We start from the raw sequence: 19,975 nt of genomic DNA on the forward strand, positions 1-19,975 counted from the left end.
GCAGCACAGGTAGCAGATAGCAAGCATGCGGTACCCATACAGGTAACATCCACCGAAAGGATACAGAAATGAAAACCGAAAGCAAATTTCAAGTATTTACCGTACTGACAGGCGCGCTGGTTGGTGCCGTTTTTGTCGCAGGCAGCGCTTTTCACAATGCGGCAGGTGTACAAGCTCAGGCAGAACAAATTCCTACCGTGACCATCACTGCCAAACGCATGACAAACGAAGAAAAACACGCCTATGACATGGAACAGCTTCAGCAGCAGGCGAGTGTGGAACAGACTGTCTTTATCACAGCCAAGCGCCTGACTGCAGAACAGAAACAGGCGATGCTGGAAGAAGAACTGCGCCTGCAAAGCACTATCGCGAAAGAGGCTATGCGTACTGCGCAAAAAGCAGGCTGAACGCAAGCACCGATATTGCAACTTCGCAGGCAAGTCCTTATACCGTACACGATCATTAATGCCGTATCCTGAAGTTTAAAAAATCCGTCAGACTTCTTCATCAAGCCAGGCGCTACGCGCTGCAAAAGCCGATTCACGAGATCGACTGAAGATGGAGAAGCAGATCAGGCAGGCAGCATCCGATTGCCATGAACACAGCTGAGTCCAACTCGGCAAACTCCCCCCTCTGAATTCCCTGGTTCTGCCGGGCCATCAGCGACATCTGTTACTATTCTGCTGGCCTTCTTCGCTGCTCTTTTATCTGGAGTTTTATCCATGGTCGTGTCCTCTCTGTTACCGGTGGTGCTGGTGCCCTTGCTTGGGTGGCGGCTGTATTCGCGTTACCGCAAACTGGTCGGCAAGCAGACGCCGCGCGTAGGGAAACTATGGGCGTCTATGCTGCTGTTTCCGCTGCTCTTCATCCTGATCGGTGTCGGCGCACTGAGGGATACGCTGTCATTTGAGTGTCTGCTGGGCGGTGGCGTCATAGGGGTAGCGCTGGCCTATTGGGGCTTAAAGCTGACCAGATATGAAAATGGCCCGGAGGGCCTTGCCTATACGCCCAATTTCTACATGGGTATCGCCTTGATGAGCTTGTTTGTCGGCCGCCTGGCTTACCGTTTCATGCAGATTTACAGTGCGGGCGGCATACCGGATGCGCATACGAACGGTTACGGTATCAATCCGGGCACTACCTTGGTATTGGGTATCGTTTTTTGCTACTACCCCATCTATTCAGCGGGCATACTGCGCTGGCGCAATAACAACCTTAGCAAGCTCAGCAAGCTTGCCACGCTGGAGGCGCAGAGTGAATAAAGAAGAGAACAAGATGGAAGAAGATCGACTGGTCAATATAGAGAGCAAAGTTGCCTTGCAGGAAGACCTGATGGAAAGCCTGAACCAGACCGTTTACCGGCAGCAAAAGAAAATCGACGAGCTGGAGGCCTTGTGCACGGCACTGGCCGGGCGCCTGAAGGATATGGCGGCGCTGGCGGCCAGCTCTGCCGGACAGCGCATTGTCGATGAAAGGCCGCCGCACTATTGAGCGCTGCAGAATGTGTAGCGCAATATTCCTTTTCTACAATCTTGTCTTTCCCCTATCCCCGATCTGTAGCATAGTGTGAACTCCTGCACGGCGTGTTTGCATCTTCAGCATGCCATCGCCCGCGCACCCGCTCATTGAAGAAAAATCAGCACAGGTATTTTCGGCCAATATTTTTTGGAAGGGAATGAATTGATGTTGTCACAAGAACAGAGGCCTTTGCCCAGCCTGAGCTGGCAACTGACCCTGCAGATCGTCGGACTGGTGCTGCTGCTGGCGGCTATTGTCGTACCGTTGTTCTACTTCCTGCATGAACGGCCGATGATCAATGCACTCGCCGAAGCCACGCAGATAGCAGCGATACAGAGGGTGGAGAGCAAGCTGGATTCGCAGTTTCGGCCGGTAGAGCGCATCTTGCTGCAAAGCCTGGCCTGGGGACGTGCCGGCATGTTCAACGAAAAAGACGCAGAGCCGTTCAACCGGCTGATGATGCCCATGCTGCGCAATGTTCCCTTCATGTCTTCGGTGGTCACGGCCAACCAGTCGGGCGAGGAAATCCTGCTGATTAAGACACCGGAAGGCTGGAAAAACCGCCTGAGCCGCGTTGACGAATGGGGAAAGCGGCAGCAATGGCTGGAGTGGAAAAAAGACCTGCCTCCCACTAGCGAATGGACGGAGCGCGATTATGATCCGCGCAGGCGGCCCTGGTATCAGGGTGCAGCGGCGGAAAAATCCGACGAAGCCATACACTGGTCTGCCCCGTATATGCTGGTGTCCACCGGCGAAGCGGCGATATCGGTGTCGGCGCGCTGGCGCGCACCTAATTCTGAGCTTACCCATGTGCTTGATTTTGACGTAACGCTGGCCGATATCTCGCGGCTGACCCGTACTATACAAATCGGGCAATCCGGCTACGTCAGCCTGCTGACTGAAGACGGCAGGGTGATAGGCTTGCCGCGCCTGCCGGAATTTGGCAGCGAAGCGGCATTGCGTTCGACTATCCTGAAGAAGCCGCAGGAAATCGGTCTGGGGAAAATCCAGGCGGCGCTGGATATCTGGAAAAACCAGGGCGGCGGATCGCAAAGCCTGCATTTCGACGACGATAACGGGGTTAGCTGGATAGGTTCGGTGCGGCCCTTGCAGGTTGGCGAACAGACGCTGGCCATCGTTGCGATTGCGCCGGCCGCCGATTTTTCTTCCATTTCCACGCGCCTGGTGCTCTCTGCCTTGCTGGGTTTGCTGGCCGTGGTCGTGATCAGTTACCTTGCCGCGCGGCATATTGTGAAGCGCGTCAGGCAACCCTTGCAGCAACTGGCGCAAGAGAGCACGCGCCTGGGCGGCATGCAGCTGGACGAGCCGGTCAGCGTGGATGCGCGCTTCAGCGAGATCGTGGAGCTGACCGATGCGCAAGAGCGCATGCGCCTGCTATTGCTGGAAGCCAGGAATACCCTGGAAGAAGCCAATCATGACCTAGAAGATAAAATCATTTTGCGCACCCAGGAGCTGGAAACAGCCAATGAAGAAATGACGCAATTGCTGCTGCGCCTGCGCCAGACCCAGGCGCAACTGGTGCAAAGCGAGAAACTGTCCGCTCTCGGTGCGCTGGTGGCCGGTGTATCGCATGAGCTGAATACACCCATAGGCAATTGCGTGCTGATCGCCAGCACGGTGGAGACGCAGCAGATAGAGTTTGAAGAGCAGTTGAAAACCGGCCTGCGCCGCAGCGTACTCAGCAATTTCCTGAACGCGCTCCGCGACGGCAACCAGATTTTGCAGCGCAATCTGAAGCGCGCCGCAGAGCTGGTGCACAGCTTCAAGCAGATTGCAGTGGATCAGAGCAGCGACCAGCGCCGTGAGTTTGATCTGAAGGAAATCGTGCACGAGACCCAGCTGAGCTTGATGCCCACGCTGAAAAAAGCCGGCTGCCACTTTATTAATGCCTTGCCGGACGGCGTGATGATGGACAGCTACCCCGGCCCGCTGATACAGATCATCACCAACCTGAGCACCAACGCGGTGACGCATGGTTTCGAGCATGCAGCAGGAGGAGAGATCCAGGTCAGCCTGGTGGGCGCTGATGAAGCAGGAGAGACACAGGGATGCACTGGCACTGATACAGACAGCTATGCCGATGAAAATGTGCACCTGCTGTTCCGCGACAATGGTCAGGGCATACCCGAGGCCAATCTGCCGCGCATCTTTGACCCTTTCTTTACCACCAGGCTGGGGCATGGCGGTAGCGGGCTGGGCTTGAATATCGTCTACAACTTGGTGACGCGCGTGCTGGGCGGCAGCATACGGGTGCATAGCGAAGAAGGACGCGGCACCTGTTTTGAAATCATATTGCCGCGCAAGGCGCCGCAAAAACGGCCGGTGGATGAGGAGTTTGAAATCAGTAATTAATCACCAGCAAATCAGCAGCCAGCCGGTAGCAAGCTACAGTGCTATCCCGCCATGCAGGGAATGAATCAGCCCAGCAAGGCGGCGGTCAGCGAGCGCACTTCTTCGGCTGATTCGGCGAGTATGCTGGCCAGCGTGCCGTCGCCGATTGCAAAGTCGATCTCGGATGCGTCCTGCTGGCTACTGGCTTCAGAACGCAGATCCAGCGGCGATGCCACCTTGGCCAGGTCATTGGCCAGGATCAGCGTATCGCCCAGGGTCTCCGGCGGCATCACGCGCAGGCCGTACCACAGCGATTCTACGGCGGCCGTCACCGGCTTGGGTATCATCAGCTTGGCCAGTACCGCGCGGCCTATGCTGGCCTCGAATGTGGCGGCAGCCTCTTCCAGTTCCCCATCCAGCAAGCCGGGAAAATGGTCGGCGCGCGACAGCAGGTAAAAGCCGCTGACTTCATGCACGACGCCGGCAAACATCGCGGTATCCGGATCCACATGGCTGACCCGGCGCGCAATCACATGCGCCAGCGCTGCCACATGGGCGGTGTGTTCCCATAATTTCTGCGCCTTTGCACTGAGCGTGGGGTCAATGATCATGCCGCTGATCTGGCGTACTACCACCGACGCCACGATGGAATGCAGGGTGCGAAAACCCAGTAGCGGAATCGCGGTACGCACATTGGTGACAGTGCCGCCAAAGCGGTTGTAAGCGACGGAATTGGCAACCGATACCACGCGGGCTGCGAGCAGCGGTTCGGTCAGGATCAGCTTGCTGGCTGTCTCCAGACTGCAATCGGGATCGTCTATGACTTTCTGGATCTTGAGGGAGGCGGCAACATTCGTCGGAAAAATCAATTCTCCGCGCTGGGCTTGTTCCGCTATGCTTCTGAAGGCTTCGACTCTGTTCATGCAAAAAATTATACTCTTGCAAGGCGGAAGTGGCTAAAGGAACAACAGGGGCCGGCTGAAAATAATGCCGGCCCCCAGGAAAAACAACAAGATTTATTGATGTGCGGTAATTATGCAGTAATTGAACTGTAATTGAATTAGCTGGCTTTCAACTGCGAGGCTTTTTCTGCCCTGGCTTTAGCCCATTCGTTCTCAGGATCGCAGCCGCCCAGTGTCTCCTGGTCCGCTACCACCAGGTCCCAGTTGGCGCTCATTGCAGACGGGCGCTTTGCCGCCAGATAATAGCGGGTGCAGGGTTCCACATTAAAGGTAAAGGCTTGCTGGCCGACATCGCGTGCGCCGGGTCCGCGTGCCGCCGTGACCACCAGCGTATGCAGGCCGGGGCCAATCCAGCGCGGATTTTGCAGCGAAAAATCGCCATCGACGGAAATCACCCTGACACCATAGGTATTGAACTGTATGCGCGAGCTGGCTTGCAGCCTGCCGTCCAGCTGGGACAAAGGCGCGGTACCGCAGGCGGACAGCAGCAGACTCGCTGCGATGGCCAAAACAGGTGTTGCGCGATGGATGATATTATTTTTGTTGAATAAAGCTCGCATCATTTCCTCCGTTAAAGAAATTGTTCGCTGAATCTTTACTTGATTATAGGAAGTGTATTGAGAAAAGTCGGTGACATAATGTATGAAATGTAACATAAAAATTACAATTTTGATCACTTTTTGAGTAACCCATTTATTGTAAAAATAATATTGCCAGAATTGAGTTGAAGGCGGGAAAAGAGATGGATGAAACCGAAGGCCAGATCTATAGCTTATACCTGCGCATGCTGGACGGCTGGAACCGGCGCGATGCAGCGCTGATGGCCGCGCAGTTTGCCGACGACGGCAACACGATAGGCTTTGACGGCAGCCAGATGCAGGGCCGAGCCGACATACAGGCGACGCTGCAGCAGATTTTTACCCAGCATGCGACGCCGCCCTTTGTCCACAAGTTGAAGGAAATCCGCTTCCTGACGGCCGACGTAGCGCTGCTGCGCGCCATTGTCGGCATGGTACCGCCAGGTAAATCAGCGCTGGAACCGGCATTGAATGCAGTGCAGACTATCATCGCAAAGTCGCACAACAATAGCTGGCAGATCAGTCAGCTGCAAAACACGCCCGCCGCATTGCATGGCCGCCCGGAACTGGTACAGCAAATGACAGAGGAACTGGCTGCAGAGCTAAATGCTGGAACAAGCGCAGAACAGCCGCGTAGCAGCTAAAATAGCTTATCGAAGACCCTTAAGTTCCAGATCATGCGCATCGCCCTCCTGTCCGATATCCATGGCAACCTGCCCGCTCTGCAGGCGGTATTGCATGACATTGCGCGGCGCGATGTGGATCGTATCGTCAATCTCGGCGACAGCCTGTCCGGACCTTTGTTTCCCAGGGAAACGGCAGAGTTCCTGATGCAGCAGGACTGGCCGCAACTGGCCGGCAACCATGAAAGACAGATCCTGGAATTCGATCCGCAGCGTGGCGGCGAGTCGGACCGCTATGCGCTGTCTACGCTGACGCCGGATATCCTGGCCTGGCTGAAAACCCTGCCGGGAACGTTGTGGCTGGATGAAGAGGTTTTTCTGTGCCACGGCACACCGGCCACCGACCTCGTATATTTCCTGGAAACGGTAGAGGCCGCCGCAGTCAGGTTGGCGTCGCCGGAAGAAGTGGATGCCAGGCTGGGAGGCATCGCAGCGAAAGTAGTCGCCTGTGGCCATACCCATATCCCGCGTGCCGTGCGCTCCAGCAATGGCACGCTGATCGTCAATCCCGGCAGCGTCGGTTTGCAAGCCTACGACGACGACCATCCGCACTATCACCTGATGCAGAACGCCTCCACCGATGCGCGCTATGCGATCATAGAAGATCGTCAGGGCACGTGGAGTGCCGCCTTGCATAGCGTGCCCTACGACTATCAGATAGCCGCGGAAGCGGCCTTGCGCAATGGCAGGCCGGACTGGCAGCATGCCTTATTGACTGGTTACGTATTGCCTGCGGTGTGATTGCACCCGGATAGTCTGTAAATCGCTCACGCAGAAATCAAGCGCAGGTTGAACGCCCTCTCCACCAGCCACACGGCGGCAACCAGCGCGATTGCGGCCGATCCCGCGCTGAAAACCAGTCTGCGGTAGGCCCAGGTCTTGCGCAGCGCAAAGGACAGCGGCAGGAAGACGGCAACGATGGTCAGCTGCCCTATTTCCACACCCAGGTTGAAACCGAGCAGCGCCAGCAACAGCGCCGAATGCGGCAGGCCCAGGTCGCTCAATACGCTGGCAAAGCCGAAACCGTGTATCAGGCCGAAAGCAAAGGCGACCACCCAGCGCTTGCCTTGGAATAACGGAAAAAGATTATTCAGCGCGGCCAGGATCACCGACACCGCAATCGCGGATTCCACCCAGCGCGATGGCAGCGCAATGTATTGCAGTGCGGCCAGCGTCAGCGTTATCGAGTGCGCCAGCGTAAAAGCAGTGACTATCTTCAGCACCTCCAGTGCGGAAGCCTTGAAACTGGTTCCGGCTTCCCATTGTTGATTGCGCGGTACCAGCACGGCAGGCAGCAATAGCGACAGAAGGAACAGGATGTGGTCAAAACCTATCCAGATGTGCCAGACACCGTGTTTGACATAGTCGGTGAATTGCTGCAGCTTGTCGGTATCGGCCAGCCTGAATTCCTGCCTGGAGCTATCCGGACTGAAGATCGCGGTAGAGACCATACCCTGCTGGTTCACCAGCTTCAACAGGCCCTTGTGCTGCGGGTCTACATCAAATAGCAGGCTGTATTCCACTGTCAGCGTGCTGATGTCTACGCATGCCGCATCAAACATTAGCACGGTATACGCGCCGTCGGTATGGTCGTCCAGCATTTGCTTGCCGGGTGTGATGTCGCAAGCATGGCCTCCGCTTTGCAGTTTCAGCCGTGACAGCGCGTACGCTGCGATATCGGCGTGCTTGCTGCGTACCTCTTCCCAGCTCAGCTCGCCGTTGCCATCGCTGTCCAGGCCGATGGCAAAATCCAGGTCGCGCAAGGCGATATCCCATTGCCCGTGCACTGTATTGTTGTCTACGGTCAGGCTCAAATAGCTGTCGCTGGGCTTGTGCGCGCAGGCATTCCCCGCATACAGGCTTGCTGCGAGGCAGAGAAAAGCGAGTAGGGATCGTACGAAAGCTTTCAACATCATGCAGCTCCACCTTGGACAAGTCCGCTCAGCCGGGAAACCAGCGGCGTCAGCGCTGCATCTTGCAGACCGGTTTGCCTGATCCAGGCCAGCACCGGCGCCGCAGCCCTAATATCCCCAGCTGCAACGGCCGCTTCCAGGTAGATGCGCACATCAGCCGCTTCTTTTTGTACTTCCCAGTTCAGTTGCGCCAGCTTCAGGGCCGCCGCTGCATTGCCCTTCAGTTGCAGTTCATAGCGCGCCTGCTCGCGCTGATGCACGGTATCGCCGCGCATCATTGCGGCGGCAAAGCGCTGGCCCAGCGCTTCCCGTTGTGTACTGGCCTCTGCCGCATTGACAGCCTGCAGCGCCAGCGCATAGCGCAGCAGCAGTGCATCCACGCGGGTTTTATCCTTTAGCAGCGGTATCACCTCTGCTGCCCGTTTACGATCCAGCAGAAAATCGGCATACGAGCCCAGTAGATAACTGTCTGGAGGCAGCAGTTGCATTGCTTGCCGGTACCACTGTTCTGCCGCGGCCGTATCGCTGCGGCGTACCGCCATCTCGGCCAGCAAGGTCATGACCCAGACGCTGACGCCGGGATCGGTATTGCCATTTTTCTTGTACGCATCCACCAGCATTGCATAACTTTTGTCGGCGTCGCCATTCAGGCTGCCTATATTGCTGAGGCAGGTAGCGGTGATCAGTTCCGGTGCCAGTGCATACAGGTGCATACAGCTATTTTTCGCCTGAGCATACTGCCCCTGTACCTGCTGCACGGTGGCGCGCGTCAGCCAGGCTTGCGCATTGTCCCTGTCCTGTTTCAGCACCGCATTCAGATCCGCCAGTGCGGCCGGAAACTGGTGTGTGCTTTGCAGCAGCGTAGCGCGCAAGACCAGCACCGGCACCGGCGGCTGGGGCAGGTTCCACCAAGGTTTCAGCACCGCCTGTGCATAACCGAGGTAGCGCGGATCGCCGTCATTGCGGGCTTCATTGATGTATTTTTGCGCCAGTTCGCTGGCGGCTGCCAGATCGTCCGGCTTTTGCGCCAATTGCTTGCGCAGGCGCTGAAAATCCTTTTGTGCAGGATCATTGCGGCTGGGCAGGCGTTCCACGATTTGTTTGTCGTCTGCGGGGATGTAGGGACGGGCGTGCGCAGTGGCAGCCATTGCCAGCAGCACTACCGATATGATTTTCAACAGCATGGTTTCCCCTCTTTCATCTGGCCGTCCAGGCAGGTACTCCCAAAGCAAGGGAATACCTGCCGTTCTTGCCTGCCTATCAGATAGGTGCGACAGGCTCGGTATTGTCCGGCGTGGTGACCGTCACCGTATCTACCGATTGCGGCTCCGTCGTATCCGGGCTGCTGCCTACCAGGCTGGCGACCGCGCTATAGAAGGCATCCAGCATGCTGACCGGTGTCGTATCCGGCGGTGTTGTCGCTGAACCGCTGGAACTGCTGCCGCCGCAACCTGCCAGCGCCAGTAACAGCATGGATGTGGAAAGCGCCATTTGGGTTTTTCTGAGTTTCATCATGGTCTCCCGCTTAGTGTTTCAGTGAGCCTGGCAACGGTGTTTTCAGGTAAGGAAAACTATTGTCAAAGAAAGTGGAGTCGAGGTAGGCGCCGTCAGTGAAGTCTATGCTGCCGGACGGTGCATCGGCCGGGACGCAGCCTATGCTGAGTATGCACAGGCGTCCCATCACCACACGCAAGGCAATATCCACCACGTCGTCACCGGGGCGGCGGCCGTTAGGGAAACCGGCACTGTCACCACCTATCACGCCCAGGCGGTTTTGTGTGGCCGATACTGCGGTGCTGGTATTCAGGCGCAGCATTTCCGATGGCACCACGTTGGCCGGTTGGTTCACGCCTTTCACACCGGTCAGAAAGGCGGCGACCAGGTCATTGCGCGGGAAGTTGGTCGGGGCCTTGACGCCGGCGCCGCCGAACAGGATCTGCACCAGTGCGGGCAAGGTAGGATTGGTGACATAGTTCAGGAACTGCGCATCGCCGCTGGGTTTGCTATGATTGAACTGGTCTTTATCCTTCAGGCCTATCACCACTTCATTCACCAGCGGCATGCCCAGGCGCGATACCTGGGTCCAGGCGCCGCCTTCTTTCGATGCGGTGCCGGTATTCGGGGTCGGGTTCATCAGGCGGCCCTGCCTGACGCTGGCGGTAGTCCAGCCGCCGATCACGGTTTCCGTGCCATTGGTCAGGCAGGCGGTGGGGACTTCCAGCTCTATGGACGTGACATTTTTATTCGCCAGATCATCGTGCCCTGCCTTCTCTGCATTCGGGTCGAAAGCGGTGGCTGGCGCCTGGATATTGATCAGGTCAAAGGTTTCACCGAGGTTGACCACAAACGGATCCTTGCGCTGGCCGACGAACACCTTGCCCGGCGTAGAGCAGCCCGGGATAGTAATTGCATATACATGCTTGGCTGCATAGCCCGCATAGTCGGGTATCGACTTATTACCTATGTTGTCCACGGGCTTGTCGAAGCTGGTGCCGCCGCCGCTGGCATTGGTCACCGGTGTACGCACGCCGGTGCGCCTATCACCCTTTACCATCGTGATGGTATAGGTCTCGCGCACATTCAGCCCGGCAGGGTTTACGCCGTCTATCGCACCGCCATTGATGACCAAGGGAATCGAGACCTGCTTGCCGCCGATTGCCAGCTGGGTATCCTTGTTCTGGTTGTTGAAGCGGAACTGGAAGGTCAGGTCTTCCTTGCCGTCGCCGTTGTTGTCGATATGGATTTCATACAGCGCATCCGGGTCCATCTCATAGTAATTGGGACCGTCGCCCGGGCCTTGCAGAGGAATATAGTCGGCAATGATGGTGGTGTATGCGCTGCGGCCGGTTTCATAGCTGCGGAACATATAGAAGTCGGCACCATCGACTTTCGGCTGGCGCGTGATGAAGGGGGCTTCCCTATGGCTGGATGCCTGTGCCGGCAAGCTCGCCAGTGTGCTTGCCGTGCTCGCCACAATGGCGCTGAGCAATAGTCTCGTGGATAATGCAGTGCTGAAAGGTTTCATGGTCGACTCCTCGAAGGATGGGAAAGCGGATACAGTCTCTTATAATTTGATCTGCATACGGTTTACGTGAGGAGTACGACGACGGATTCAATTTTGTAAAACTTTGTTGGCTTTGTTAAGTTTGTGGTTCCCAAATGAAACACGGGGCTACCGCCCCGTGCCCTGCATTTCGCTAGCTCAAGCGAGGCTATCGAGGCGTATCACGCGCCCTTGTTGCGCATCCACTTTACCGTCATGCAAATTGCGGATCAGGGTTTGCGCTGCAGAAAAACCGTCTTCTTCCACCACCTTCATCCACAGATGACCAGGGTCGCTGATGTGCGAAATGAAGCTGGACTGTGCCGCATTGAAGCGCTGGTTCACCAGATCCGGCCCCCAGTCCGCATTGCGCTTGCGGATTTGTATAGGCGCAAAATAGAAGGCCGGCTTGGGGCCGGGCAAATCGGCGTCGCTGGGTACATCGGTATTTTGCGCGGACCCGGCGAAGCAGTCATATACCAGTGCATCGCCATAGTGATGATGGATGCGGGCACGCAAATCTACGTCGCCTGAGAAGTCCACATACATCGTCGGTTTGTCGGTGGGCTGTTGCGCCAGCTCTTCGTAACAGACGGTCTGGTGATAGCAGCCCAGGCCTTCGACAAAGCTGCGGTTGCGCACGGATGTCAGCGCCACCAGTTCCACCTGTGGATAATCTTTCAGGCAAAAGGCCGTTCCATATGCCGTCTTGCTGGATGCACTGGAAATCACCAGCCTTTGCGCGCCGAAGAAGGCGTTGTCCTGCAGGAAGTCCGCCAGCATGAAGGAGGTAATAAACAAGGGACGCACCAGCATCTGGTAGTTTTCCAGCTTTTCTGCATACACCGGGTCTGCACTGCAGCGGGTGTACTGGTTATATGCGGATACCAGCGGCTTGCGGTGTTCGGATGCATCGTAGAAGCCGCGCTTGCTGACCCGCTCAGCCTGCATGCGGATATGGCTGGCGATAGGGAAGTAGCCGTAGAAGCGCTCCCCGATATCCACGCCCTCGGCGGCGGATGCCACCACATCGGCGAATCCCCATACCGGCATATGGCCCCAGCCCTGTATGCCGGTAGGGAAAAATTGCCAGTACTGCATAGAGTCGCCAAAGGCGGCGTAGGTGATATTGTTGGTGGTAATCGCGCAACGCTGTATCTTCAGCAGTACTTCGCCTTCGGCAACATGCGTATCCTGCTCGCTGTGCACGATACGGCTTTTGTCCAGCGAACTCTTGTCTGTCAATAACTGTGTCAGGGTATAGCTGCTCATGGTGTCTCCTCCGGATTTATTCTTGATGGATAATGAGTTCTACTGTAAGCGCATACGCCGCCGCCGTGGTTCGGAAACAACGTGCGGCTGCAGTGAGATTTTTTTGGAGGCCAATTGGCAAAAAGTAGCGCAGCAGCCACGGACAAACCGAAGGCAGAAGGAGCCAGCAAGCCGCTGAAGCGGCCTTCGCAGGCCAGGGCAAAATTCACGATACAGGCGATTTATGATGCCTTTGTTCGGATTTGGCAGCAGCAGGGCTGGGCCGGCGTGACTACCCGTGCGCTGGCGCTGGAGACCGGTATTGCGGTCGGCACCTTGTATGACTATTTTCCCAACAAGCAGGCGGTCTTGTCGGGCTACGTCAGGCATTGCGTAGAGCAATTGCTGGATTGTCTGCAGCGCCAGGTGGTGGAAGCCGAGGGCTTGGACTGGAAGCAGCGGGTACAGCGGCTGGTAGCGTTGACCTGTGGCGCAGAGCAAGCCGGGCTCGCCTATTTTGATCACGACATGCTGATGCTGGAGGGGCAGATAGCCGAAGCCAAGCATCATAGCCGCGTGTATCAGGAGCTGATGCAAAAATGGCAGGCAGCCTTTGCCGCATGTCCGGATATGCCGCAGCAACCGGCGGAGGAGACGGTGCAGGCACTGCTGCTGGCGGCGTGGGGAGGCAGGCGCTATCTATTGTTGGTACAGCCGGCAGGCATGGATTTGCAGGGCTGGTCTGCCGAGATGGCGCGCTTGTTCTACGAGGTATTGGACAAGGCCAAAGGGAAACCCGGCAATGCCTGAACAGGCATTGCCGCAGGTGTAGAGGCTCAGGCTTTTTCGAACTTCAGCGTGCGCATCAGTTTGCCGGCATTGGCGATGATGGATGCCGCAGGCTTTGCCGTGATGCCGCCGGATGGCCTGCTGTCGTAAGTCTGTGCAGCGGGAGCCGGTACATAGCTGTGATCCAGCTTGAATGCGGAGACGGTTTGCGCCAGATTGGCCGCCTGTTCTTCCATGCTTTCAGCAGCAGCGGCCGCTTGCTCAACCAGCGCCGCATTTTGCTGCGTCATCTCATCCATCTGCGTGATCGCGTTATTCACTTCCTCTATGCCCGAGCTTTGCTCCTGGCCGGCCGCAGTGATTTCGGCCATGATTTCCGCCACCCGCTTCACTGAGCTGACGATATCGTCCATGGTCTTGCCGGCCGCATCCACCAGCTTGCCACCGGAATTGACGGTCTCTACCGAGTCGCCGATCAGGGTCTTGATTTCTTTTGCTGCACTGGCTGAACGTTGCGCCAGGTTGCGCACTTCGGAGGCTACCACGGCAAAGCCGCGTCCCTGCTCGCCGGCGCGCGCCGCTTCCACTGCGGCGTTCAGCGCCAGGATATTGGTCTGGAAGGCGATGCCGTCAATCACGCCGATGATATCGACAATCTTGCGCGAGCTTTCACGGATGGAGCTCATGGTTTCCACGACCTGTCCTACTTCCTTGCCGCCTTTCAGCGCATGGTTGCTGGCGGCCACTACCAGTTGATTGGCCTGCCTTGCATTGTCGGCATTATGCTTGACGGTCGCGGTGATTTCTTCCATCGAACTGGCGGTCTCTTCCAGTGCGCCGGCTTGAGTCTCAGTGCGTGAAGACAGATCCGCATTGCCGACCGAAATCTCTCCCGAAGCAGTAGCAATCGCATCGGTACCTATGCGCACCTCGCTGACGATGCGGTGCAGGCTGTCGTTCATGTCTTTCAGTGCATTCAGCAATTCGCTGATCTCATCCTGGCCGGTGATTTCTTCGCGGAAGGTCAGTTCTCCGGAAGCCACGCGTTTGGCAATCGTCAGCGCATCGCGCAAAGGGGTCGTGATGCTGCGCGTCAGGAACAGAGAAAATGCCGCACCGATGACCAGCGCCACCGCACCGATGCCGAACAGGGAAAAACTCAGCTTCTTGCCTGCCGCCTCGGTGCGCGCAGACAATTCTTGCGATGCATCATTCTGCAGTGCGACCAGCTTGTTCAGTTCGACCAGGGTTTTTTGATACAACGGCTCGATCTGGGTAGAGATGACCTTGACTGCCTCGTCATTATTGAAAGCAGTAATCAGGCGCAGGGTTTCCTTGAATGGCGCATCGATCTGCGCTTCCAGGTTGCTGATATCGGTGACGACTTTTTTCTCGGCGTCGGTGAGGCCGCTGGCCAGCAGTTTGTCGCGTGCAGTCTGGAACACCTGGCGCTGTGCCTTGGCGATCGCCTGCTGCTTGTTCATCTCGCTGATTTCGTTTTGCAGGCCGATATTGCGTATCGCAATGCCGCCTTCCAGCAGGCTGCTTTTCATTGCTGCGGCCTGGGCATTCTTGGTGTTGGCAGCTTCCAGTCCCGCGATCATCTGTTTGCGGTTATTGGCGCTGAACACGCTGTCGGCCGCCAATACGATGATCAGCATTGCCAATATCACGCCAAAGCCGATAGCCAGCCTGACCCCTATACGCAGGTTGCGTAGATCCATAGCATTTCTCCCCGTGGTGCGATATAAATTAAGCTAATGTTTGCCTTGTAGTAATTTTTGAATATTTTTGGCTAACATACACGATGCATACAAGCAACTACCGTACCAGAGTTTTTGCAATACAAAATATCGAATGCCCGGCAAATTTCGAAGAAACGACGGCGTATCTCTTATTTCATCAGCATCATTCCATCCAGTAGCTGAACGCAAATTCACGTTCCTGGTGCATTCATAGTAGAGCAAAATTGCTTGTGTGCATAACCCTCAATGTTGCTATTATTCTTTCCATAACAAAATATTTGCAGTCTGTTGTATGCGGAAAACATCCTATTTATAAGGCTGGGAAACATGCCACTCTTCTTGCTGATCGTGATCGCCGTGCTGGGTATCTTCCTGTTTGTTTTTTGGTCACGCTGGCGCAGCGCGGCCCGCGCCGACTACATCCGTACTTATATGTTTCCACCGGGTTTGCTGGACACGCTGATCAAGCTCAGGCCGGAGCTATCGCTGAAGGACAGGCAACTGGTCGCGCGTGCGCTGCGCCAGTATTTTCTGGTGTACCTGAAGAGCGGCTACCAGCACATCTCCATGCCCTCGCAGGTGGTGGATGATCTGTGGCACGAGTTTATTTTGTATACCAAGAATTACGAGCTGTTTTGCCGCAAGGCCTTCGGCCGCTTCATGCATCACACCCCGGCCGCCGTGCTGGGCCAGAGCCGGCGCAATAATGACGGACTCAGGCGCACCTGGTGGTTTGCCTGCCTGGAAGAAAACATCAATCCGCGCAAGGCCACGCGCCTGCCCTTGTTATTCGCATTGGATGGTAAATGGAATCTGGCAGACGGCTTCCGCTACGAGCCGGATTGCAGCGCGCTGAGAAAAAACGGCGACGGTACGGTGTACTGCGGCGGCGATTTTTCAGGCAGCTCCAGCGACAGCTCGTCCGATAGCGGAAGTTATGATTTCAGCGGCGATAGCGGCAGCGGTTTCGACAGCTCCGGCAGCAGTTCGGATGGGGGCTCGGATAGCGGGTCAGGCTGCAGCGGTGGGTGTAGCGGCGGCGGGGATTGAGTGAAAATAAAATCAGTCATGAAATCTAAATTTCTTCTCATTTTACCCTGCATACTCGTGCCAATGATAGTGCGCGCTGCTCAGATCCCCGTATCGGAAGAGGTGCAAATTGAGCCGGTGGCTTCATTCACTACGTTCGAGTTGTGGAATTCAAAAATTCCGACCAATAGCAGCTTTGGCTTGGTGGCGGTTAACTACAGGATGATTGATTCAGAAACCCCAATTGTCCGAGGAAAATGGCGTGAGTGTGGTCTTGTTATGATTGGGACCGGGGACCTTGCAACTCGGCCTGTTGCTTTCCGAATATGGACAAAGCAAGCATGCGACTTATCGATGCAAGACCCAAAAGAATCAGAATCGGCGGGTGAAATTCGGATTAACTTCTTCGTCAACGCCGGGGTTTTGTTACCAGTTAAGGTATCAAGTGAGCTTGTTGTTACTGTATCAGAAAGAAAAATTGGGCGAATACGGGCTGAAGGGGAATAGCGATAGCGGAAGAATAGATGTACTCGTAAATACAGCCTGTCTTGCGCAGGCTTGATACGAGTACCGTCAATCAGCCTGAAAGCACGTCGCTCTGGCGTTGAAATACCATTTCAATTATCGCGAGCCATTTCCTGCCCGGCAAAGGGCAAGCATCCATCAAGGCCTTGTTATTCGGCACCCACCCACTGCGGCGCGGGATCATAGTAAAACTTTTCCTTCACTATCTTCTCCCCTTCCCAAGTCTGGTAAGCCAGCTCATCCAGCCGGAAGCGGCGATTATCATGGGTCGTGAAATCGAATATCCAGTGGATCACCGCATGGTCGCCGGCGATGAAGAAAGGCTCCACCGTTTGCGCTTTTATCGACTTGAATTTGCGTAGTACCTGATGCTCGTGTTCCAGCAGTTGGGGCAGGCCCGTTCTGGGCGGCTGGTTGTTTTCTTGCATGCTGGCATTGTCGGCATAGAATTCCTGCATTGCCTGTACGGTCTGGTCGCTAACGACGAGTTCTATTAACCGTTCTACATTTTGCTTGCTTGGCATCGTGTGCTCCGTTGTTATAGCAGGGCCGGGATGGCTGCTGGTATAAAGAGCTTAGGCAGGATGAGCTTGGATGTCGCGCAGGAAAGGACGATGTGCAGCATAAACGGATGATTATTTCATCGTCCGTTCATGCTGTTTAAGGAGGGATGCTTAGATGATGCGCTCGCCGGTAGCCGGGTCGAACAAGGCTGCCTTGGACAGATTGAACGACAGGGCCATGGTCTGGCCGGGCTGCACCGCTTCACGCGGGTGGGCGCGGCAGGTAACTGCGCCGCCGTTCAGCTTGGTCGTCAGCAGCGTATCCGGACCGGTTGGCTCTACCAGGTCGATCAGGCAGGACAGTTCCTGGCCGTTGTCGCCATGCGCGCTGCCGACGTCGGTGATCTGTTCCGGACGTACGCCCAGGGTCAGCTCACGGCCGGCGAAGGCGCGCAGTTTATCGGCAGCGAACGGCAGTTTCAGGCGCATTGCCTTGCCGGCGTTTTCTATAGGCATATAAACGTCGTCGCCTTCGATGGCAAGCTTGCAGTTGATGAAGTTCATCGACGGCGAGCCTATAAATCCTGCTACGAACAGGTTGGCCGGATTGTCGTAGATATCTTGCGGGGTACCCAGTTGCTGTACTACGCCGTCTTTCATCACCGCGATCAGGTCACCCATCGTCATCGCTTCGATCTGGTCGTGCGTAACATAGACGATGGTGGATTTCAGGCGCTGGTGCAGCAGCTTGATCTCGGCGCGCATTTCCACGCGTAATTTGGCATCCAGGTTGGACAGCGGTTCATCGAACAGGAACAGCGAAGGCTTGCGCGAGATCGCGCGGCCCATCGCTACCCGCTGGCGCTGGCCGCCGGACAATTGTGCCGGACGGCGATCCAGCAGATGCGTGATCTGCAGGGTTTCGGCAACGCGGGCAACGATCTCTTCCTGTTCCTGTTTCGGCACCTTTTTCACACCCAGTCCGAAGGCGATGTTTTCGCGCACTGTCATTGATGGATACAGCGCATAGGACTGGAACACCATCGCGATGTCGCGATCTTTCGGCGGCAAGTCATTGACGACCTTGTCGCCGATCAGGATTTCGCCGGAAGTGACATCTTCCAGGCCGGCGATCATGTTCAGTAGCGTGGATTTGCCGGAGCCGGAGCCGCCGACCAGGATCAGGAACTGGCCATCCTTGATTTCGATGTCGATGCCCTTCAGCACTTCGACGCCATTCGGATAGACCTTGCGGATATTGCGTATCGTTAAATTAGACATTCTTATTCCTTAACCTTTAACTGCGCCTGCGGTCAAGCCACGCACGAAATAGCGGCCGGCGACCAGGTAGACGATGAGAGTCGGGATTGCCGCAATAATGGCGGCAGCCATGTCGACGTTATATTCCTTTACACCGGTCGTGGTATTGACCAGGTTGTTCAAGCCTACCGTGATCGGCTGCGAATCGCCGCTGGCGAATACGATACCGAACAGGAAGTCATTCCAGATCTGCGTGAACTGCCAGATGATGCACACGACGAAGATAGGGCCGGAGATAGGCAGCACGATCTTGCGGAAGATCAGGAAGAAACCGGCGCCGTCAATGCGGGCCGCCTTGATCAGTTCTTCCGGCACGCCTATATAGTAGTTACGGAAAAACAGCGTGGTAAATGCCGTACCGTATACCACGTGCACAAACACCAGACCGAAGGTGGTATTGGCCAGGCCGAAGTCACCCAGCAAGCGCGCCATAGGCAGGATCACCACTTGGAAAGGGATGAAGCAGCCCACCAGCAAGGCGGTAAACAGCATTTCCGAACCGCGGAAGCGCCAGTGCGCAAACACATAGCCGTTGAACGCGCCGAGGAAGGTGGAAATCAGCACCGCCGGGATCACCATCTTCAGCGAATTGACGAAGAAAGGCTGCAAGCCGTTACAGGTGACGCCGGTACAGGCGCTGGACCAGGCCTTGGCCCAGGAATCGGTATTCAAGCCATTCGGCAAGGACAGCAAGTTGCCGGAACGGATTTCATCCAGGGTCTTGAACGAGGTGGACACCATCACGTACAGCGGTGCGATGTAATACAGTGCAAACAGGATCAGCAGCACATACAGGACGATGCGTCCCGGGGTCAGTTTTTTAGTGGTTTGCATTATCTCATCGCCTTTGCGCTGCGCGCTTCGAGATACATCAGCGGTACCAGCACCGCGACGATGGTGGCCAGCATCATCATTGCCGATGCAGAACCGAGGCCGAGCTGGCCGCGCGTGAAGGAGAACTGGTACATGAAGATCGCCGGTACTGAAGAAGAATTGCCGGGGCCGCCTGCAGTCAGCGCAATGATCAGATCGAAGCTCTTGATTGCGATATGCGACAGGATCAGCAGCACGCTGAAAAATACCGGACGCATGGCGGGGATGATGATGCGGCGATAGATGGTCGGCAGCGATGCGCCATCCACTTGTGCCGCCTTGATGATTTCGTCATCGATGCCGCGCAGGCCGGCCAGGAACAGCGCCATCACAAAGCCGGAAGACTGCCAAACCGCGGCGATCACGACGGTGTAGATCGCCATGTCGGAATCGACCAGCCAGTCAAACGTGAACGAGGACCAGCCCCAGTCGTGCATCAGCTTTTCCAGGCCCAGGCTGGGATTGAGCATCCACTTCCAGGCGGTGCCGGTAACGATGAAGGACAGCGCCATGGGATACAGGTAGACAGCGCGCAGCGCGCCTTCAGCGCGGATTTTCTGGTCCAGCAGGATGGCCATGAACAGGCCTACCACAACACTGACCAGGATGAACAGGGAGCCGAAAATGCCGAGGTTGGTCAGTGAAGTCCACCAGCGTTCATTGTCGAATAATTCTTGGTATTGGGCCAGGCCCGCGAAATCGAAATTCGGCATCAGCCGCGATTCGGTCAGGGAAATATAGCCGGTCAAAAAGATGAAACCGTAGACGAATAACAGACTGGCGATGAGCGTGGGGCCCAGCACCAATTGTGGTATCCATCGATCAAAGTGCTTGCGTAGTGACATAGGACGGCTTAGGAGAGTGAAAAGCGGGAGGTACCGAGGATGTTTC

General features: G+C 56.2%; 21 protein-coding genes. 9 read left to right on the forward strand and 12 right to left on the reverse strand.

All coding sequences use genetic code 11. From position 1 onward, the window contains the following. Positions 1–68: 68 nt before the first annotated feature. From IEW12_RS24375 to IEW12_RS24390, 4 genes are all read left to right on the forward strand, one after another. Positions 69–407: a hypothetical protein gene (locus tag IEW12_RS24375; protein WP_188568730.1), complete on the forward strand. Its 339-nt coding sequence runs from the start codon at positions 69–71 to the stop codon at positions 405–407. Positions 408–722: 315 nt separating this feature from the next. Further along, a complete protein-coding gene (locus tag IEW12_RS24380) occupies positions 723–1,262 on the forward strand; it encodes a CcdC protein domain-containing protein (protein WP_188568731.1) in 540 nt (179 codons plus the stop codon). 13 nt (positions 1,263–1,275) lie between these two features. Beyond that, complete coding sequence (locus IEW12_RS24385; protein WP_188568732.1) at positions 1,276–1,491, forward strand: SlyX family protein; 216 nt, start codon at positions 1,276–1,278, stop codon at positions 1,489–1,491. A gap of 192 nt (positions 1,492–1,683) precedes the next feature. Then, the gene (locus IEW12_RS24390) at positions 1,684–3,891 is read left to right on the forward strand and encodes a sensor histidine kinase (protein ID WP_188568733.1); all 2,208 of its coding nucleotides are present in this window, start codon (positions 1,684–1,686) and stop codon (positions 3,889–3,891) included. 65 nt (positions 3,892–3,956) lie between these two features. Here IEW12_RS24390 and IEW12_RS24395 read toward each other — a convergent pair whose 3' ends face one another. Together IEW12_RS24395 and IEW12_RS24400 are read right to left on the reverse strand one after the other, a co-directional pair. Continuing rightward, positions 3,957–4,793, reverse strand: coding sequence for an HDOD domain-containing protein (locus tag IEW12_RS24395; RefSeq protein WP_188568734.1), 837 nt, complete (start codon positions 4,791–4,793; stop codon positions 3,957–3,959). A gap of 137 nt (positions 4,794–4,930) precedes the next feature. Continuing rightward, positions 4,931–5,395 (reverse strand): hypothetical protein, encoded by a 465-nt coding sequence (locus IEW12_RS24400; protein ID WP_188568735.1) that lies wholly within the window; start codon positions 5,393–5,395, stop codon positions 4,931–4,933. 179 nt (positions 5,396–5,574) lie between these two features. Here IEW12_RS24400 and IEW12_RS24405 point away from each other — a divergent pair, with 179 nt between their 5' ends. Together IEW12_RS24405 and IEW12_RS24410 are read left to right on the forward strand one after the other, a co-directional pair. Beyond that, the gene (locus tag IEW12_RS24405) at positions 5,575–6,054 is read left to right on the forward strand and encodes an SgcJ/EcaC family oxidoreductase (RefSeq protein ID WP_188568736.1); all 480 of its coding nucleotides are present in this window, start codon (positions 5,575–5,577) and stop codon (positions 6,052–6,054) included. Positions 6,055–6,087: 33 nt separating this feature from the next. Then, on the forward strand, positions 6,088–6,834 hold the full coding sequence (locus IEW12_RS24410; protein WP_188568737.1) for a metallophosphoesterase family protein: 747 nt from the start codon (positions 6,088–6,090) through the stop codon (positions 6,832–6,834). Positions 6,835–6,860: 26 nt separating this feature from the next. Here IEW12_RS24410 and IEW12_RS24415 read toward each other — a convergent pair whose 3' ends face one another. From IEW12_RS24415 to IEW12_RS24435, 5 genes are all read right to left on the reverse strand, one after another. After that, complete coding sequence (locus IEW12_RS24415) at positions 6,861–8,006, reverse strand: HupE/UreJ family protein (RefSeq protein WP_188568886.1); 1,146 nt, start codon at positions 8,004–8,006, stop codon at positions 6,861–6,863. Next, entirely contained in the window at positions 8,006–9,190 is a 1,185-nt protein-coding gene (locus tag IEW12_RS24420; protein WP_188568738.1) for a tetratricopeptide repeat protein, read from the reverse strand. Before IEW12_RS24420 ends, IEW12_RS24415 begins: the two co-directional genes overlap by 1 nt. A gap of 76 nt (positions 9,191–9,266) precedes the next feature. Then, complete coding sequence (locus tag IEW12_RS24425; protein ID WP_229751325.1) at positions 9,267–9,521, reverse strand: hypothetical protein; 255 nt, start codon at positions 9,519–9,521, stop codon at positions 9,267–9,269. 10 nt (positions 9,522–9,531) lie between these two features. Beyond that, complete coding sequence (locus tag IEW12_RS24430) at positions 9,532–11,031, reverse strand: DUF4331 domain-containing protein (protein ID WP_188568739.1); 1,500 nt, start codon at positions 11,029–11,031, stop codon at positions 9,532–9,534. 177 nt (positions 11,032–11,208) lie between these two features. Beyond that, positions 11,209–12,321, reverse strand: a complete 1,113-nt coding sequence (locus tag IEW12_RS24435) for a DUF2855 family protein (RefSeq protein WP_188568740.1) — start codon at positions 12,319–12,321, stop codon at positions 11,209–11,211. 114 nt (positions 12,322–12,435) lie between these two features. Between IEW12_RS24435 and IEW12_RS24440 the strand changes: the two genes are divergently transcribed. After that, on the forward strand, positions 12,436–13,110 hold the full coding sequence (locus IEW12_RS24440; protein WP_188568741.1) for a TetR/AcrR family transcriptional regulator: 675 nt from the start codon (positions 12,436–12,438) through the stop codon (positions 13,108–13,110). 26 nt (positions 13,111–13,136) lie between these two features. Here the strand turns inward: IEW12_RS24440 and IEW12_RS24445 are convergent, their stop codons facing one another. Next, entirely contained in the window at positions 13,137–14,813 is a 1,677-nt protein-coding gene (locus IEW12_RS24445) for a methyl-accepting chemotaxis protein (RefSeq protein ID WP_188568742.1), read from the reverse strand. 348 nt (positions 14,814–15,161) lie between these two features. Between IEW12_RS24445 and IEW12_RS24450 the strand changes: the two genes are divergently transcribed. Next, on the forward strand, positions 15,162–15,884 hold the full coding sequence (locus tag IEW12_RS24450; RefSeq protein ID WP_188568743.1) for a glycine-rich domain-containing protein: 723 nt from the start codon (positions 15,162–15,164) through the stop codon (positions 15,882–15,884). A gap of 18 nt (positions 15,885–15,902) precedes the next feature. Next, positions 15,903–16,370, forward strand: coding sequence for a hypothetical protein (locus IEW12_RS24455; RefSeq protein WP_188568744.1), 468 nt, complete (start codon positions 15,903–15,905; stop codon positions 16,368–16,370). Between the two features lie 167 nt (positions 16,371–16,537). On the opposite strand, the gene IEW12_RS24460 is transcribed toward IEW12_RS24455, so the two are convergent. From IEW12_RS24460 to IEW12_RS24475, 4 genes are all read right to left on the reverse strand, one after another. Continuing rightward, positions 16,538–16,912, reverse strand: coding sequence for a nuclear transport factor 2 family protein (locus tag IEW12_RS24460; RefSeq protein ID WP_188568745.1), 375 nt, complete (start codon positions 16,910–16,912; stop codon positions 16,538–16,540). Between the two features lie 150 nt (positions 16,913–17,062). Continuing rightward, positions 17,063–18,172, reverse strand: coding sequence for an ABC transporter ATP-binding protein (locus IEW12_RS24465; RefSeq protein WP_188568746.1), 1,110 nt, complete (start codon positions 18,170–18,172; stop codon positions 17,063–17,065). Between the two features lie 9 nt (positions 18,173–18,181). Beyond that, positions 18,182–19,045 (reverse strand): carbohydrate ABC transporter permease, encoded by an 864-nt coding sequence (locus tag IEW12_RS24470; protein WP_188568747.1) that lies wholly within the window; start codon positions 19,043–19,045, stop codon positions 18,182–18,184. Then, positions 19,045–19,929 (reverse strand): carbohydrate ABC transporter permease, encoded by an 885-nt coding sequence (locus IEW12_RS24475; protein WP_188568748.1) that lies wholly within the window; start codon positions 19,927–19,929, stop codon positions 19,045–19,047. The genes IEW12_RS24470 and IEW12_RS24475 overlap by 1 nt, the downstream gene beginning before the upstream one ends. Positions 19,930–19,975: the final 46 nt, after the last annotated feature.

Origin of the sequence: Parundibacterium terreum (assembly GCF_014636315.1) — a bacterium.
Lineage (GTDB): Bacteria > Pseudomonadota > Gammaproteobacteria > Burkholderiales > Burkholderiaceae_D > Undibacterium > Undibacterium terreum.